Genomic DNA, 16,527 nt, shown 5'->3' with positions numbered 1-16,527 from the left:
CGGTAGACTGTATTCATGAGTACCTATTCAACGAGTGGAACGGCGGGGTGCTGTTCCGACGAGTCCGTTGACCTCTGCGCCGAAAAGCTCAAGGTCTGCGGCCACCCCATGCGGTTGCGCCTCCTGTGCCGGATAGCCCGGGGGGAGGAGGCGTGTGTATCCGAGCTGTGGACCTGTCTGGGCCAGCCCCAGCCGGTGGTCTCGCAGCATCTGGTAGCGCTGAAACAAAAGGGTGTTGTAGAGAGCGAAGTTCGCGGAAACCGCCGCGTCTACCGAATCATCGACCCCTTTATCGAAAATCTGATCTTTGCTCTTCAGGCAGGGATTATCGCACCCGACAGGGCACCGGGAGATTGGACCTCAGACCGGACCCCGCAGGAGCCCCCGGAAGATCCCGAGAACGCCCGGGAGTCCCGGAACACCACCCCGGTAGAAGAGGCTCTGACAAAAACCTGCTGCTGATACCCCTCGGCCTGACGCAGAGGGGCCTCGTCGTATACAATAGGCCACATGAATATTGCTCAGCTGGAACTGGGAGGAGCCTCTTCCCGGGTTTCTCTTGTGAAGCCTGAAGAGGCTCTTGTGTGTGATTCCCCCAGGGGTGATTCCGGGGGCTTCGAGGCTGTTATTGTCGATGAAAATACCGCCAGGCTCCTTCCGAAGGAAGGCCTCCCGGGCATTCCCTCCTCTCATCTTGTGGTCCCCGCCGGGGAAGCCTGCAAGGATATGGCCGTCTTGAACTATCTTCTCCAGGAGTTCGCCCGTCTGGGATTGCGTCGCGACAGCGCCATCGCTGCCCTGGGTGGGGGAGCTGTCACGGATCTTGCCGCCTTCGCGGCGAGCATCTATTTGCGGGGAATCGAGGTGGTGCTGGTTCCCTCATCGCTCCTGGCCATGGTCGATGCAGCGATCGGCGGCAAAACCGGGATCGATCTGGAAGGATACAAAAATATGGTGGGCACCTTTTACCCGGCTCGGGAAGTGCGCCTTGTCCCGGAGCTTCTGCAGACCCTGAGCGAGAGGGAATACCGCAGCGGTCTGGCCGAGGTGATCAAGGCGGCCTTGCTGGATGATCCGGAACTTCTGAAGATTCTTGAAAATGAGGCTCCGGCGGTGTGCGGGCGGGATCCGTCCCTGCTCCCGGAGCTGATCCGTCGGGCGGTCCTGGTAAAGTGCCGGGTGGTGGCCGAGGATTTCACCGAGCAGGGTCGCCGCGCTCACCTGAATCTGGGCCACACCTTTGGACACGCTCTGGAGGCGTGCCTTGGTCTTGGGGTCTGGACCCACGGAGAGGCCGTGGCCTGGGGAATCGCTCGTGCCATGGACCTGGGGCGGGCCGAGGGACTGACGGATCCAGCCTGGGCTGAACGGGTGGAGGCGATTCTGGACCGCTACGGGTATCCCTGGAGAGAGCGTCCTGCCAGGGCAGAAAATATCACAGATGCCATGGCCCAGGACAAGAAACGCCGCCACGATGGGGTATACTTTATCGTGCAGACCGGCCCCTTCGCAACGGTGCAGCACCCTGTGCCGCTGGAGCGGGTTCGGTCCCTCCTGGAATAGCCTCCGGATGAAAACTGGTTCAGGGGCCTGGGTATACGGCCCCTGCCACAGACTATCAGGGAGCGGCAATTTCTTCAGGAATATCTTCACACCAAGGAAAGGTGAAACGACGATGAGAACAAACCGAAAGGTGCTGGTGCAGCTGCTGTCTGCAACTATCCTTATGGCAGGGGGCTGGATCTTTCCGGTTGCGGCCCAGGAAGAGCTTCTGCGGGCCTCGGGAGAAATTCTCCGGGGATCTATCCTGGAAGACGCTCGCAACGTTTACCGGGTTCGGGTTGAAGAGGGTGCGCTGATCGAGGTGATCGCCGCCAGTACCGAGGTAGATACCTGGATCGATGCAGAATTGCCCAACGGCACTTCCCTGAGTAACGATGATTACGATGGACTGAACGCGGGATTTCTGCGGGTCATGCCCTCGTCGGGACAGCTGGTTCTCAGGGTCTCTGCGGCCTTCCGTGACCGGGAGGGGCGATACACGCTGACTGTGACGTCCCGGCGTCCTCCCCGGGAGATCGCAGCAGGAGAGGTCCGGCGGGGTGCTCTGGAAAAAGGAGAGGGCGGGGGTGACCGCTGGTCCAGCCTCTACCAGGTGAGGGGAAGGGCCGGTGACGAGATGACCATCGATCTCCGTTCCGATGATTTTGACGCCTTCCTGGAGGTCATCGATCAGGAGGGGCGCAGCTTCTACGACGATGATGGCGGCGAGGGGCTGGACAGTCGCCTGGTATACCGGTTTCAGGATGACGGGACGCTCCTGGTAATAGCCACCAGCGTGGGCGGGAGCCGGGCCGGTTCCTACGAGCTGGAGATATCCTCCCAACGCAGGACCCTGGTAGCGCGCTACGATGGAACCTTGCGTCAGGGCGGGCGCCGGGCCTACGATGGACGTCTCTACAGCGTCTACGAGTATGAGGGGCGCCCGGGGCAATCGGTTCGTATTGCTCTTGACTCCGATGACTTTGACCCCGTGCTCTACGTGAGTGACCCCGACGGGCGTCCCCTGGCGATGGACGACGACGGAGGCGGCGATGGAAACAGCTTGCTGGACATTGTCCTGCCCTCATCGGGAATGTACCGCCTCTTCGTGACCTCCTTCTACGAAGCTTATGGCGATTATCGGCTGACGATCTACGAATAGATCCCCGGGAAACCGGGCAGGGTCGGCCTCAGACCTGCTCCAGAATCTGCGAGAGCCGGCGGTAGAGGGCGCTCACCTTTTCGATCTGGCCCGGGGGACAACTTGCCTCCTGGAGCTCGTCGATGAGTTGCTCCAGGCTGGCCAGGCTCTCGGCTACGGCGTTCAGAAAGCCCCGGTTGGGCTTGAACCAGTAATGGCTGTCCCGGGAACAGTAGAGCGCGATGAACCCCAGCTGGTGGTGAGACCGCTTCACCGGCGCCAGAGCAAGGATGTTTTCCAGGAAGCGCAGAAGCTCCGGCGCTTTTTCGGGCATCTCCAGGGCGTCTTTACCGGGCCAGGAGGCGCATATCTTCGGCGACGCCGGCAGATAGGGCGCTATTCGCAGGAGGGTCGAGAGCTTGAGCCCCTCCAGGAGGGAATGCTTGCCCAGCTCCACCCGCACGCGAACAGCGCCGGTGGAGCTTTCCCGGGGGATCGTCTCTCCTTTGCGGCCCAGGGCGGTGAGGGTATCGTAGGGAATGCAGGCTATTTTCTTCTTGCCCTTGTAGGGTTTCAGAGGAATCGTGTGTTCGCCAAGCTGAATCTGCCAGGTGGTATCCCGCCGGGAGGCGCTGCGTTTCTCCCCGGGATGGTTTTCATCGGACCGTGCCTTCTTCTTGCCTCCCCCGGCTATCTCTGTACAGAGTCCCCGGTACAGATCTTCCGAGATCTTCCGGACCCATTCCTTTCTCAGGGGCGAGACGCTGCGTGCATAGGTTTTGCTGGTGCGTACGATCTCGCCTGCCACGATAAAAGGAGGGGATTCCCGGAAGAGTCCTGACCCCGGGTGAATCTGGATTCGCTCCGCCGTCAGGCTCTGGTACACGCCGCGGCCGGTGTGGATACAGACAAACTGGATAAGACCCCGGCCGATTGCCGTGAGATAATCCGACCTCGGCCCCCCGGCGAGAACCGGGATGTCCATGTCCGAGACGATCTCCTTGAGTTGCTTTTGCACGTTGACGATCTCTGCCATGGTGCGGGGGTCCAGGTAGCGGCTCTGGCAGAAGGCTGTAGGGTTTCGGGCATCCTGGTATCCGGCGAAAAGGCGCAGGTAGCTCACAAAATCTCCCAGCTCGTCGCGGTACCGGTGGTGGGCCTGGCGGGCTTCTACTTCCTCTCCCGGGGGCAGAATGAAGGGCGTGGCCGAGGTGAGAAAGGCCACAGCCGTGATCACCTCCTCCAGAACCTGGGGGAAGCGGTTGATTGCTTCCAGAATGATCCGGGAGTGGCGCGGCAGGAGGGGAAAGACAGCCATCATTCGGCCTGTGGTGGTGAGTTCCCTTGTGTCATCGATGGCATCGAGCAGGCGGAGCGTCTCGACCGCTCCCAGGATGTTTCCCCTGCCCGGAGAGGAGATAAAATCGAAGTTCTCGAAATCCCTGATTCCCAGCTCGGCCATCCTCAGGACAACCTCGGAAAGGTCGGTCCGGTATATTTCGTCTTCCGGGAAAAGAGGCCGGTTCTCGTAATCCTGTTTGCTATAGAGGCGGTAGCACCGCCCCGGCTGGGTTCTTCCGGCCCTGCCTTTGCGCTGATCGGCTCCCGCCCGGGCGATGGGGCCTTCGATAAGCGCCGAGGTATAGGTTCGGGGGTTGTAGTGGTTTGTCTTGGCCAGGCCACTATCGATAACCAGGGTAACCCCGTTGATGGTGATGCTGGTTTCGGCGATATTTGTCGCCACCACCACCTTGGTTTTTCCTTCGGGGGGCGGCGGGAAGACTGCATCCTGTTCCTCCTTGGAGAGGCGCCCGTAGAGAGGAAGGATCTGGAGATTTCCGTGAAAGGGTTGAGAGTAGAGGCGGGTGATGCAGTCCTTGATCATCTGCTCTCCCGGCAGGAAGATCAGAAAATCGCCCGGAGTTTCTTCCTCTTCCATAACTCGGGCGACGATGTCCGTTATCTGGTTCAATCGGGCGTCGTAGGAGGCCTCCCGGAGGGATCGGGGTTCTTCGCGGTCTTCCCGGAATGATCGCTCCTGATGAAGGTTTGCCCGGAGCGCCGGACCCAGAGGGTCATCGTAGATTACCTGAACGGGGTACATGGGTGTGTCGATTGAGACCACCGGGCAGGAATCGAAATACTCGCTGAAAACGGTGGTATTGATCGTGGCCGACGAAACAATGACACGAAGATCTTCCCGCAGGGTCAGGGCGCGCTTGAGGAGGCCCAGGACAAAGTCGATATTGAGGCTTCGCTCGTGGGCCTCGTCCACCATGATGACGCTGTATTCAGAAAGATGCTGATCAGCTTTGATCTCCTGCAGGAGAATCCCGTCGGTCATAATCTTGATTCGCGTCTCGGGGGTGGTGTGATCGTCGAAGCGCATCTTGTAGCCCACCAGGCCGGGCATGGGGCTCTCCAGCTGGCGGGCGACAAAGGCGCTCACCGAAACAGCCGCTATTCGCCGGGGCTGGGTGATGCCGATGACGCCCTGCGCTGCGTACCCTGCCTCGTGGAGGATTATCGGCAACTGGGTGGTTTTGCCGCTCCCCGTGGGGCTCTCCACGACCACAACCCGGTGGTCCTGGAGAGCCTTCAGGATGCGTTCCCGCTGCTGGTAAACAGGAAGATCTGTGGATTTCATTACGTCAGGAGCCTTTGTATTGTCTCCAGTGCGGTCTTTTCGGTAAGGTCCTGGTGATTCTCCCGGGTGGCCAGGACGCGCAGGTTCACCGTTCCTTCCTGATATTCCCGGGGGCCGCAGACAAGGGCCAGGGGGATTGCCCTGCGCTCGGCAAAGGCGAACTGACGTCCAAGTTTTTGCGCCTCGGGGAAGACTTCGCACCGGATGCCTGCGGCGCGCAGGCGCTGGCCCAAGGCGTGGTAGTGACCCGTCAGGGCGGTGTCTTGCATGGTAATCAGCACGTCCGCTGCTGCGGCGTCACCAGGAAGTTGACCCAGCTCCTCGAGTCCTGCAATGAGCCTGTCCAGGCCGATTGAGGCGCCCACGCCGGGCATGGATTCCTTGCTGTAGAGCGAGACCAGGTCGTCGTAGCGGCCGCCGGAGCAGACCGAGCCGATCCCTTCGGCTCCCTTCAGAAAGGTCTCAAAGACTACGCCTGTGTAGTAGTCGAGCCCCCGGGTGATCGAAGAATCCAGTACCACTGTCCCCGGGGGGACCAGTGTCTCCAGGGCTTCTCCGATCTCTCGCAGGGTTTGGCTTTCGGGGCATGGCCCTCCTGCGAGGGATTCCAGAGTTGAGAGAATCTCCTGAAACGTTCCTGATGCTCCGATAAAGGCCAGGGTTTTCTCGGCTACCTCGGCCGACGTCAGGGAGGTCAGGGTTTGCCGTGTTTCGTCGGCTCCTACTTTGCGGAGTTTGTCCACGGTGCGGAGAATTTCCACGCTCTTGTTTTCCACATCATGAGCCTGAAGAAAGCGGTTGAAGATTCCCCGGTGCGAGATATGAACTGTCACGCCCGGTATTTTGAGGGCCCTGAAGGCCGCGGTGATCATGAGAATTATCTCCAGATCGGCCGAGACGCTGCTGGTTCCGACGATGTCAAAGTCGCACTGGGTGAACTCCCGGTAGCGGCCTCGCTGGGTGTTCTCGCCACGAAAGACTTTGTTGATATGAAACCGCTTGAAGGGAAGGGTCAGTTCATTGCGGTGCATCGCCATGTAGCGGGCAAAGGGAACGGTCAGATCGAAGCGAAGCGCCACATCGCGTCCCCCGTGATCGTTGAATCGATAGACCTGTTTGTCTGTCTCGCCCCCGCCCTTGCCCAGAAGCACCTCGGCGTATTCCAGCAGGGGAGTATCGATGGGGACAAAGCCAAAGGAGCGAAAGGTGTCCTCCAGGATGCGTACCAGTTCTTTCCGGCGGATTTCGGCGGGAGGAAGAAAATCCCGGAAACCCTTCAAAATTCTCGGTGTAATCTCCATAGTGAGGTTAGTATAGCTGATGCAGGCGATTCAGTAACCCCATTTCTGCGGGCAGTGCTGCCTGCAGTGACAGTCGCGGCAAAGGCGTGGTACAGTCTTGGGGATTATGAACATGGAAGCCTTTATTCTCGGTTGCGGCGGTATGATGCCCTTGCCGAATCGGCATCTCACCTCGGTGCTTCTGCGTCGCGAGGGAGAGGTCTTTCTCTTTGATTGTGGCGAAGGTACGCAGGTGAGCTTGCGTGCCTTGAACCTGAAATGGAAAAAGATCAGCGCCATCTTTATTTCTCATACCCACGCTGATCACATAACGGGGCTTCCCGGCATGCTCATGCTTTCAAGCCAGGTCGATCGGCAGGACCCCCTCTTTCTCATCGGCCCGCCCCGCCTGGCCGAGTACGTCGAGGCAAACCGGCGGGCTCTTGAGATGCACATCAACTATGAAATCCGGGTTCAGGAGATCCAGGATCCCTCCCTCCCCCAGGATGTGTTTTTCGGCGAGGGCTACCGGGTCCGGGCGTTTCCGCTCAAACATTCCCGGGTCTGCGTGGGCTACAGCTTCATCGAGGATGTCCGGCCGGGAGTGTTTCACCCCGAGCGGGCCGAGGCGGCCCAGGTTCCCCGGGGTGCTCTCTGGGCACAGCTTCAGCGGGGCGAGGCCGTGCAGAACGCCGTCGGTGAGGTTGTTACGGCTGATATGGTGCTGGGGCCGCCCCGAAGAGGCCGGAAGTTTACCTTCATGACCGATACGCTTCCTGTGGCTTCGGCGATGCCTCACATAGCCGGTTCAGATCTTCTGATAAGCGAAGGAATGTTCGACGAGGCAAACCGGGAGAGCGCCATGGCAAAGAAGCACATGACCGCCGCCGATGCAGCCCGTCTGGCTCGGGGAGCCGGGGGAATAAAACAGATGGGGCTCATTCACTACAGCCCCCGCTTTACCTATGGGGAACTGAAGGTCCTCCAGAGGGAAGCCCGGGAGATCTTTCCCGAGACCTTTCTTACGAGGGATCACATGACTATCAAGATTCCCCAGGACGATGGGGTTCTTGATGACTCGAAGGTCTCCGACTCTTCTGCTTCCCGGGATGTTCCCGATTCTCAAGATCTATGAGGTAATCCCGGTATTTTTGCGGGTCCGGTTGAAAGCCTATGATCCTGCCCGATGTGCTCTTGCTGCGCCGCAGTGCTTCGGCACATTCTGCCAGGAGGCGATCGGCCTGGACAAACCGCACCGCACGGGAGGATGCCCCGCAGGAGAAGTCTGCCGTAGAGCGGTTCCAACCGAGCCGCTCTCCCCAGTAGTAGCGCTGAAACCGCTCCACCATAGCCAGGGCGTCGGCCAGGGTTGTGTTGGGAATCAGGACGGCAGCGCCGTGTAATTCGTATTCAAAGCACAGATCGGGCAGCGAGAAGAAGGAGAGTACCGCCCGGGCGTTCTCCCGGTAGCTTTGATCGCCCCGGGTTCCTTGCGTGAACTCAAAGAGGACCACCGTAAGATCCTCCTCGGAGAATCCTGCCCGCTCCAGTTCCGAGGCCAGGCGCTCTTCCAGCAGGGGGCCGGGCTGAAGGCCTGAAGAAAGACCCTCCGATGGTGTTGTCTCCGGGGTCGGGGACTCCCGTGGTGGCGTGGTGTCGCGTGGCGCGGCAGGATCTGCCTCACGAGAGGGGGCTCCTGCGGAGCTCCTGGCGGCTTTCTTTTGCCGCCGCCCCTGGAGAAACACCCCGAGAGTCACCGAGGCAGTACAGGCCAGAATGACCAGTGATGCCTTCAGGGCCCGTTTCAGGATGGGATAGAGGTCCTTCCGAAAGAGCAGGGGGTATGTAGCGGTGATGATCCGCCCGGGCCCCTGGGGCATGGCAAAACTTCGGGAGTACCGGCGATAGTCCCGAAGGGACGATTCAGCCTGGGGTGGCCCGCTTGGGGATTCGCCAAAGTAGGTGCTTCCGGCGGCCCAGAGATAATCCAGTTGCGCGTCTTGAAGGATGATGCGTATCTCGCCGGGGACTCCTCCGCGATGGAATCCTTCCTCGCTGGAGGTGGAGGCAAGATGTTCCGAGAAGAGCCGGGCAGCTTCGGGAAGATTCTGGCTTTGCCAGAGCGATGCCGCCTCAAGAGAGAGGGCGTCAAAGCTTTTTTGTGCCAGATCCTCGCGAGTGTTGCGGAGGTTGCGAACTTCCCATCCTGCCCATAAGGCAATTGCAAAAAAGGCGACCGCCACCGCTGTAGCGTAGCCGTAGAGGAGAACTCTGTGCCAAGAGCTGTTTTTCATCTCATTAATGAGTATCGGTTACTTTCTTCCAAAATAAAACCCCTTATCTTTTCCAGTTCTTCGACGATGGAGCTGCGTGACAGGGCTGGATGATCCAGCGTGGGGAAACTGTCTGGCCTGAGGTGATGTTCTTCGGGCAGGGGGCGTTGGCGGCGCAACAGAAGGGGGAGATGGGCTCTTCCGTGGTGTCCCAGGGCCTCCAGGAGGACCGGTGCAGGGATTGTCGCCTCCCGTCCCAAAGCCTGAAGTCGTTCTATTACCGTTGCCAGCTCCCGCAGGTGCAGTTTCCAGAACCGGTGGGCGGAAAATTCTTCCGGGGGAGACGGCAGCGCCGGGGAGGCGAGGGGGAGATCCCGGGAGATATTTCTGGCCCGGGCTATCCGTCCAGTGCGTGAGGCCATGGCGGGGGTAGAAAAAAAGGGGCGGTCCCGGGGCGTATGGTCCCGGGAGCGGGGGGATGGAGTCGCGGCGGGGTATACCCGGTGAGCGAAAAAGTGCTCTTCCGGAAGAAGACGGCGGGAGCTGCGATGGGCCAGGTGATAATGGTAGGTCCCTCTGCAATAGGTCTTTCCCCGGGGAAACCCGCCGTCGGATCCAGCCACCTCCACCCGGGATGCGCCAAGGAGCCGGGCCAGGAGAACGGCAGCTTCCGTGACGGACTCCGGCGGGTAGGGTAGAGGTGTTACGGAGGCTCCGGCCCGCAGGAGCAGGTGGTGCAGGGGGTGGTTTCCGCAATACCAGACGAGGTGGTCCCCGGTGGTTCTGCAGGCTGCCGCCGGGGCTGCTCCGGCATCGGCCAGGAGCCAGGTTTCTTCCGGCAGGGTCTGCCGGAGATGGAGCAGGCTCCAGGTCTGGGGGTCCAGAAGCACCACCCCGGCGGGAATGATCCCCCGTTGCAGGAGCGCCGGAAGGGCCGTGTCCGTGGCAAGGAGTTTTGTTCGTGGCAGGGAGGTCAAGGTGTCGAGCCAGGGTTCCAGGCTCGGTCCTGCCGCAAGGACAACCAGTTGTTCTCCAGCAGTGCTTCGGCGCAGGCGCTCCCAGGATGACGATGTTCCCCGGGAAGATGAGTGGAAACGGTAGCTGTTATGAAGGGTGTGGGAGAGCCAGCGTCGACTGAAGGTGCCGATCGTGAGGGTATCCTGGGCCAGAGCCTGGAGTTTCTTCTGGATTGCTGCAAGGCAGGCCCGAAAGTGGTCCCTGTTTCGGGGGTGGTCCGTCCAGGCCTGGAGGGGAATGGTCTGCAGACCATCGCGGATCGCCGGAACATGGATCATCTCCAGGGTGGTCGCCGCCTCGGCGGGATCCAGGGCAAAAAAAAGCCTGCCCGTGAGTATTTCCCGGGAGAGGTCCACCTCCTGGAGTATCCTTCTCAGCACCTGGGGGGATCGCTCCACCACCAGGATTGTCGTTCCAGAAAGCCTCTGAATACCGGCATGGGCCAGAAAGCCCCCGCCCAGGCCCAGGAGTATGAGAGTTGCCGGAGCACTGTTCCCGGCTCTGGTGTTCAGGCTGTCTGCAATTTTCTCAGCCTCCCTCATGGGGGCGTAGCGTGAGTGCAGAGCCTTTCCTCCGTCACTGTCGGTGAGTCGAAAGCTCCTGTGGCCGTCGCGGGTGGTCAGGGTGGCCAGTTCGTCCGAGGGAGATTCCTGGAGAAGCTGGGTGGCCAGTTCGGGACTGACCGTCTCCAGGGCGGCAATATTCCGCAGGAGGGTGGTCATGGAGAGAAGGCCCCGACAAGTTTCAGGAGCTTTTCCAGGGCTTCCCGGGTAGACGCCGCCGATGTTTCCCAGGAGGAGGAGCCCCGGTACCATTGAATCGTCTCGATTGGAGCCAGGTGCAACAGCAGTGAGAGGAGGCGTTCCCGCGATGATCTGTCGTGAGACCCCGGTGATTCCGGTGGTGGTTCCCGCAATTCGTCGTGCCACATCATGATTCGCTGCTGTGCCTCCTGTACCCGCTGATGAAAGGGGTGGCGTTCTTCTGAGCGCAATGAAAAAGAACCCCGGGGAGGGGTGGTCCCGGAAGGGAGAGGTCTCTCATCGGCCCAGGCTGGCGAGGGGGAGAGAAAAGAAACAGAGCCGGTTTTTCGATGGGTGTTAATCATTTCCAGCACTGGTTCCCGGTAAAGCGCCAGCGTCCGGTTTTGCCAGCCCCGGACTCCGTCCTGCCACTGGAGAGGCCTGATCTGATCAGGGGGCCCCAGTCTCTGAAAACGGAGCGTTTCCTGGGGTGCCAGGCGGTCCGATGTCAGGGCCAGGTAGCGATCGTTCCAGTGAGGTCGGGCGTGATTCAGAAGATCCCGGCTGCAAAGATCCAGCCCGGCCAGGATCAGGTGGGCTTGTGGAGCCAGAAGATTTGCCAGTGCCAGGAGAGATGCCCCCACCGTGGGCTGGTCCTGCAGGAAGGGCCAGCGAAAGGAATCGGATGCGAGCTCTTCTCCCACCCAACCGGTCCGGTAGAGAAAGGGGCCGTGGCTGTCGCTGGAGGATCTGCGGGAGGAGGCGCAGGGGCTGGCCCGGAGAGGGAGCGCCAGCACCGGGATTGATGCGCCTCCGGAAAGGTCAGAACCTGTCCGGGTGTAGCGCGATGCCCAGAACCCGCCGTCGCTATGGAGATTCACGGCGGGGGAAAAGCCGAAACTGGAAAGCCCCAGCGTGGCCGAACTTGCCGCGATAACAGGTGTCGTTTCCCGGGCCTGGTGAGGAATGAAGCGTCGGGCCTGGTCCAGGCTGGGGCCTGCGGCAGCCACCAGGAGGCTTTCCCCCTGAAAATGCAGAGAGCTGCGCCGCTTCTCCAGGAGAGTCCGGCGAAGGGCATTCGTGAGCCAGAGCCTTCCGAACGATGCAGTTGTGGCAAGCTCGGCCTGAAGTGCACGGAACACGGCCAGGACGAAGTGTTCCGTTTGCTCCATCCAGAGAGGGATCGCTGTGCGGGCTCCGGGCCAGGAGATCACCTGAATTGTTGTGACCTCCAGGGGGTGCAGGCTGTTTCGCAGGGCTTGCTCAAGATTGCCCAGGGGAATGGCCGGCATTGTTCCATCCAGGGAAACTCCCTCAGGGGAAGGCCGAAGCCCGATCACCCGGAGGGAGGGGTGACGCTTTTGCAGCTCCCGGGAAACGATGCCGGTTCCATCGCCGATAAGCACCGCCGTGCCCCGGGGGTATTCCAGAGAGACCGTGTCGATGAACCGTTGGGCCTCCCGTCGCGGATCGTAGCGGGAGTGCAGGAGGCGGCCCTCCACCAGGACGGTCTGTTCCCCGCTTCGGGTGGGAAGGTATTCAAAGTGCACGGAGCTCGGCGGGGTCCAGCAGGGTATAGGGTAGGGGCGTTTTCATGGAGACCTTGAAGAGCTGCTGCAAGGTATTGCCAATACTGTGCACCAGAAGGTCCAGGTCTACCAGGGGATGTTTGTGCCCGGCAAGAATGAAAGAGTCTTTGCCATCCCGGAAGAGACTGAAGAGATCAGCGCAGAGTACTGCGCAGGTATCAAGAAGATCTCGGGAAAGGTACTGCTCGTCCAGGTGGGGGCTTCCCTGGTGAATCCGTTCCACCAGAGGTTCCAGGGAGACACGCAGAGCTGTCAGACTGGCCTGCCTGTCTTCCTTTGAATCTCCCTTCGAAGCTTCCTGGCGCAGTCGATCCATCAGCACCGGCAGGTGTTCCCGATCAAGGACGGAAATGCCCTGGGAAGCAGCAAGTGGTCTGTGGCGGCCATCGAAGAGAAGGTACCCTGCCCGCTCCGTTACGGCCGCCAGCAGTATATCCAGGACTTCCTGGTCCAGTTGCAACAGAGGCGATTCGCAGATGACAAGGGCCGCCATGATTTCCCGATTGTACAGGAAGGGGAGCAGGGCGATGCGGTGGAAACGCTGGATATCGCTGGTGGAAAAATAGGGCCGCAGGGTTTCTCTTCCGGAGCCTTCCAGGAGGACCGCTCCGTCACGGCTACAGAGTTGCCGAAAAACCGGGGTTGGTATGCGCAGGCGAAAGCGGGTTGTTTTTCCCAGACCGGCCGTTGCCATGGGGGAGAAGGCCTGACGGGACTGCTCGGGAATCAGAATGGCCCCGCTGGCAATATGAAGATGCCGGTGAAGAAGCGAAAAAAGATGGGACGGGGTGGTTATGCCAAAATCCTGTTGAAGGTGGAGTTCTTTCAGCAACGCGCGAACTGCCATGCCCGGGTCAATCTCGCCAGAACCTGTATCGGAGATATGACTCGAAGTGTCGCTGATCCCCTGATCGGAGAAGACCTCTCCTCCCCGCATGGCCAGTGCCCTGGTCAGGGAGGAGGGGTGATCATCGTCGTGGCTTGCCAGCCGATCTACTAGACCCATGAATAACCCGCCTGGAGCGTCAGGTCTCTATTCCGAGCTCTTCGAAGAGGTGTTTGTAGACCTCAAAATGCTCGGATTGAGCGAACTCCTCGATCTTGTCGTCCGGAAGTGCTTCCAGGAGCTGATCCATATAGCTCAGGACCGAGCGCATTTCCTGCTTCAGGTCCTCCGGGAGGTCAGCGATCGAACTTCGCCGCTTGGCCGGCGCTGGCGTCTGATCCGGTTTTTGCTCCTGGAGGGGCTCTTCGTCGGACAAGTCCTGCTCCACGGCAGTGGCAAAATCCTCATAATTCTCTTCCGAGAAAGAGGTCGTGTCAGGCTGTTGGGCGGGCTCCTGGTGCTGCAGGGGCTCCTGGATTTGCGGTTCGTCCTCGGGAGGGAGCGAGAGTTCCTCGTCGTCGATCTCGAGGTCGCTTAAATCGGTAAAATCTTCCTGGGGAGCTTCCTCCGGCATCGCTTCATCCAGGACCTCATCCTGCTTCGGCGATGCTTGATCGGCCGTGGAGAAATCGGGGTCTTCTTCGTCGATTTCTATTTCGAATTCCTCATCCAGTACCAGTTCATCATCCAGAGTGAGGTCCTGGGAAAGGGTTTCGTCAGAATCGTCCTGAACCTCTTGGTCAAAAGCCGGATCGATCTCGATGCTGTTCTCCTCAATTGCGAGATCGTCTTTCTGGAGGTCGAAGTCATCCTCCAGAGTGAGGTCCTCAGCCTGATCCTGGAGAGGAGTCTCCCCGATTGCGAGATCGTCTTTCTGGAGGTCGAAGTCATCATCCAGAGTGAGGTCCTCAGCCTGATCCTGGAGAGGAGCCTCCCCGATTGCGAGATCGTCTTTCTGGAGGTCGAAGTCATCCTCCAGGGTGAGGTCCTCAGCCTGATCCTGGAGAGGAGTCTCCTCAATTGCGAGATCGTCTTTCTGGGGGTCGAAGTCATCCTCCAGGGTGAGGTCCTCAGCCTGATCCTGGAGAGGAGTCTCCCCGATTGCGAGATCGTCTTTCTGGGGGTCGAAGTCATCCTCCAGGGTGAGGTCCTCAGCCTGATCCTGGAGAGGAGTCTCCTCGATTGCGAGATCGTCTTCCTGGAGGTCGAAGTCATCCTCCAGGGTGAGGTCCTCAGCCTGATCCTGGAGAGGAGTCTCCTCAATTGCGAGATCGTCTTTCTGGAGGTCGAAGTTATCATCCAGAGTGAGGTCCTCAGCCTGATCCTGGAGAGGAGTCTCCCCGATTGCGAGATCGTCTTCCAGAGATTCTTCCAGGGAAAGCTCATCGGCTGTATCGGGCTCAACAGGAGCGGGCGTCGCGGAAATATCGTCCGATTCATCCTCAAACTCTTCGAGCGAATCGAGATCCAGCTCAATCCTGTCAATCTGGTCTTCGGCATTTTCTTCGGTATCGTCCGTGAGCGAGTCGATATCGGCGAGTTCTTCGTCGATGTTCATCTCGGCCAGTTCGTCGATTGCAGTATCGTCTCCGTCAATGACGAAGGGGGCATCCCCGGATTCTTCCAGTGTTATCTCATCAACCGGGTGATCCAGGGATGGCGGTTCCTCCAGCTCTGGCTGGTCTTCTTCACTGTCCAGTTGAGGCTCTGCTGCGTGATGATCCGTGAGAAAATCCTCGTCCAGCTCCGCAGTTTCTCCTGCTTCCTCGGTGAACTCAGCGGTGTTCAGGATATTATCCAGCTCGTCTCCCGTGAGGGCGATCGTCTCGTCCTCCTCGTCGCCCTCCTCGAAGAAACCGGATCCCGCCTTCTCTTCCGGATCAGCTTTTCCCTGATCGGACTGACTGGGTTGATCGGACTCTTCCCGAGGAACAGGAGAAGCGGCCTCTGGAGAATCACCCCCCCGGGGAGGATCAGCTGCAACGGGGGCTCTCGCCGCGGACGCAGTCTCTTTGAGTACCGATTTCAGTTCTGCCAGTTCCTGTTTTATCGCACTCAACTCGTCCTGAATACGCTGGAAGGCATCGTGTTCCTGTTGGTCCATTGGCTTTGGTATAGCACTTCCCGAGAGATTTTGCAAATTTCCCGGAGCCTCCGCAGAGAGGTTATCCTCGTCCAGGAGAAAATCCTCCTCGTCGGGTGTTATCGTATTGGGAGGGCCATCGGGGGAGATTTCTATACCCTGTTCTTCGGGGGTGAAATTGTGGCTTTCCTGGTCCGGAAGATCCGGCTCGGAGAGGTCCTGATCCAGCTCGGGAAGATCATGATCGTCCGGGGCCGGTTCGTAGAGATCAATGTCTTCAAGACTCAGCTCTTCTATCTCGTCATCTGCACCGGGCATCATCTCGTCAAAGCCGTTTTCCCGGGCAGATTCCGGTTCTTCTTCATCCAGTTCCAGAGATCCGTCAACGTCCAGGTTCTCGTAATCCAGAGTCTCGTAGTCGTCGTCCAGGGATTCTGTGATCGAATCAAGATCAAAATCATCGGTTTCTGATTCGATGTTCCGGGCTTCCGCGTCCAGGTCCTCTTCATCCTGATCGCGTCCCTGGTCGCGGTCAAACTCTGTGCCGTCAAAGATGTCTTCTTCCGATTCCGGGGCCTGATCACCCGATTCCGGGGCCTGATCACGGGAGGTGGGAAAGGTTGTCTCGGTATCGGGTTGATCTGTCAGGCCATCCAGGTCGGGGAGGGTGCCCAGATCATTCAGATCATCAAGATCGTCAAGATCATCTCCCAGGTCAGCAAAGGGATCTCTTCCGTCCGGGGGATCGCCTATGCCTAGGTCGTCAAGGGAAATCAGATCATCCTCTTCTGCTGAAATCTCTTCCGGATCCTGGTTCTGGCTTCTTCCCGGGGATGATTCCCCGAAAGGGGGCTCATCATCGAGGGAGGGGGGGAAGTCATCGAGGTTTGCCAGATCCCCCAGATCATCGAAATCGTCGGCTCCGGGAGGATCGTCAAAACCATCCAGGTCTCCCAGATCGCCCAGCAATGAGGGATCGAAGGCATCTTCTTCTGTTTCGAGAACCTCTTCCGGTCCCGCCTTGACCCACACGCCATAGCGTTCAAAGTCCTGATCCAGGATGTCTTTTTCTTTTTGCTTGCTCATACGTTTCCGCTCCCGGCCGGAGATATTTCCATTCTATCCTATTGTCGGTATTTCGAGGGGATTATTAAGCGTGAAATTATGCCGGCTTTTCATCTTTTTTCAGGTTCATCGTCGAATTCCGGGGAATGCGTGACGGATGCGAAGGAAGAAATATTCGTCGTCCCGGAAGCCATAGGCGACCCGTTTGATCACCTTGATCTTGTTGTTCATACCTTCGAGAACACCGGTATTCAGCCGGTA

At 59.4% G+C, this 16,527-nt stretch carries 12 protein-coding genes; 4 read left to right on the top strand and 8 right to left on the bottom strand.

Annotated elements, in window-relative coordinates:
- Positions 1–15: 15 nt before the first annotated feature.
- The 3 genes from BW950_RS11295 (at position 16) to BW950_RS11285 (ending at position 2,704) form a co-directional block, all read left to right on the top strand.
- Positions 16–462 carry an ArsR/SmtB family transcription factor gene (locus BW950_RS11295; RefSeq protein ID WP_076489413.1) on the top strand — a complete coding sequence of 149 codons (447 nt, stop codon included), beginning with the start codon at positions 16–18 and terminating at the stop codon, positions 460–462.
- Positions 463–510: 48 nt separating this feature from the next.
- Positions 511–1,563, top strand: coding sequence for a 3-dehydroquinate synthase (locus BW950_RS11290; protein WP_076489412.1), 1,053 nt, complete (start codon positions 511–513; stop codon positions 1,561–1,563).
- A gap of 112 nt (positions 1,564–1,675) precedes the next feature.
- Positions 1,676–2,704: a hypothetical protein gene (locus tag BW950_RS11285; RefSeq protein ID WP_076489411.1), complete on the top strand. Its 1,029-nt coding sequence runs from the start codon at positions 1,676–1,678 to the stop codon at positions 2,702–2,704.
- Positions 2,705–2,732: 28 nt separating this feature from the next.
- On the opposite strand, the gene BW950_RS11280 is transcribed toward BW950_RS11285, so the two are convergent.
- A complete protein-coding gene (locus BW950_RS11280) occupies positions 2,733–5,330 on the bottom strand; it encodes a helicase-related protein (RefSeq protein WP_076489410.1) in 2,598 nt (865 codons plus the stop codon).
- A complete protein-coding gene (gene hisS, locus BW950_RS11275) occupies positions 5,330–6,610 on the bottom strand; it encodes a histidine--tRNA ligase (protein WP_083943960.1) in 1,281 nt (426 codons plus the stop codon). The genes BW950_RS11280 and hisS overlap by 1 nt, the downstream gene beginning before the upstream one ends.
- A gap of 133 nt (positions 6,611–6,743) precedes the next feature.
- Between hisS and BW950_RS11270 the strand changes: the two genes are divergently transcribed.
- Complete coding sequence (locus tag BW950_RS11270; protein ID WP_499697558.1) at positions 6,744–7,745, top strand: ribonuclease Z; 1,002 nt, start codon at positions 6,744–6,746, stop codon at positions 7,743–7,745.
- Here the strand turns inward: BW950_RS11270 and BW950_RS11265 are convergent.
- From BW950_RS11265 to BW950_RS11240, 6 genes are all read right to left on the bottom strand, one after another.
- Positions 7,654–8,904: a nucleotidyl cyclase domain-containing protein gene (locus BW950_RS11265; RefSeq protein ID WP_076489409.1), complete on the bottom strand. Its 1,251-nt coding sequence runs from the start codon at positions 8,902–8,904 to the stop codon at positions 7,654–7,656. The genes BW950_RS11270 and BW950_RS11265 overlap by 92 nt on opposite strands.
- The gene (locus BW950_RS11260) at positions 8,901–10,715 is read right to left on the bottom strand and encodes a 6-hydroxymethylpterin diphosphokinase MptE-like protein (protein ID WP_083943959.1); all 1,815 of its coding nucleotides are present in this window, start codon (positions 10,713–10,715) and stop codon (positions 8,901–8,903) included. The genes BW950_RS11265 and BW950_RS11260 overlap by 4 nt, the downstream gene beginning before the upstream one ends.
- On the bottom strand, positions 10,619–12,193 hold the full coding sequence (locus BW950_RS11255; protein ID WP_076489407.1) for a hypothetical protein: 1,575 nt from the start codon (positions 12,191–12,193) through the stop codon (positions 10,619–10,621). Before BW950_RS11255 ends, BW950_RS11260 begins: the two co-directional genes overlap by 97 nt.
- Positions 12,183–13,238, bottom strand: coding sequence for a hypothetical protein (locus BW950_RS11250; protein ID WP_076489406.1), 1,056 nt, complete (start codon positions 13,236–13,238; stop codon positions 12,183–12,185). Before BW950_RS11250 ends, BW950_RS11255 begins: the two co-directional genes overlap by 11 nt.
- A gap of 19 nt (positions 13,239–13,257) precedes the next feature.
- Positions 13,258–16,287, bottom strand: coding sequence for a midas domain-containing protein (locus BW950_RS11245; RefSeq protein WP_076489405.1), 3,030 nt, complete (start codon positions 16,285–16,287; stop codon positions 13,258–13,260).
- A gap of 105 nt (positions 16,288–16,392) precedes the next feature.
- Positions 16,393–16,527: transposase (locus BW950_RS11240; RefSeq protein ID WP_143559219.1), on the bottom strand; the 135-nt coding region annotated here is incomplete at its 5' end.

This window comes from Alkalispirochaeta americana (assembly GCF_900156105.1).
GTDB classification, from domain to species: domain Bacteria; phylum Spirochaetota; class Spirochaetia; order DSM-27196; family Alkalispirochaetaceae; genus Alkalispirochaeta; species Alkalispirochaeta americana.
This window is presented reverse-complemented; position numbering and strand designations above follow the sequence as displayed.

Excerpts from the sequence above, each read along its gene's own strand:
- BW950_RS11295 (WP_076489413.1), top strand. The coding sequence starts at position 16 with ATGAGTACCTATTCAACGAGTGGAACGGCGGGGTGCTGTTCCGACGAG.
- BW950_RS11290 (WP_076489412.1), top strand. The coding sequence starts at position 511 with ATGAATATTGCTCAGCTGGAACTGGGAGGAGCCTCTTCCCGGGTTTCT.
- BW950_RS11285 (WP_076489411.1), top strand. The coding sequence starts at position 1,676 with ATGAGAACAAACCGAAAGGTGCTGGTGCAGCTGCTGTCTGCAACTATC.
- BW950_RS11280 (WP_076489410.1), bottom strand. The coding sequence starts at position 5,330 with ATGAAATCCACAGATCTTCCTGTTTACCAGCAGCGGGAACGCATCCTG.
- BW950_RS11270 (WP_499697558.1), top strand. The coding sequence starts at position 6,744 with ATGGAAGCCTTTATTCTCGGTTGCGGCGGTATGATGCCCTTGCCGAAT.
- BW950_RS11265 (WP_076489409.1), bottom strand. The coding sequence starts at position 8,904 with ATGAAAAACAGCTCTTGGCACAGAGTTCTCCTCTACGGCTACGCTACA.
- BW950_RS11260 (WP_083943959.1), bottom strand. The coding sequence starts at position 10,715 with ATGGTACCGGGGCTCCTCCTCCTGGGAAACATCGGCGGCGTCTACCCG.
- BW950_RS11250 (WP_076489406.1), bottom strand. The coding sequence starts at position 13,238 with ATGGGTCTAGTAGATCGGCTGGCAAGCCACGACGATGATCACCCCTCC.
- BW950_RS11245 (WP_076489405.1), bottom strand. The coding sequence starts at position 16,287 with ATGAGCAAGCAAAAAGAAAAAGACATCCTGGATCAGGACTTTGAACGC.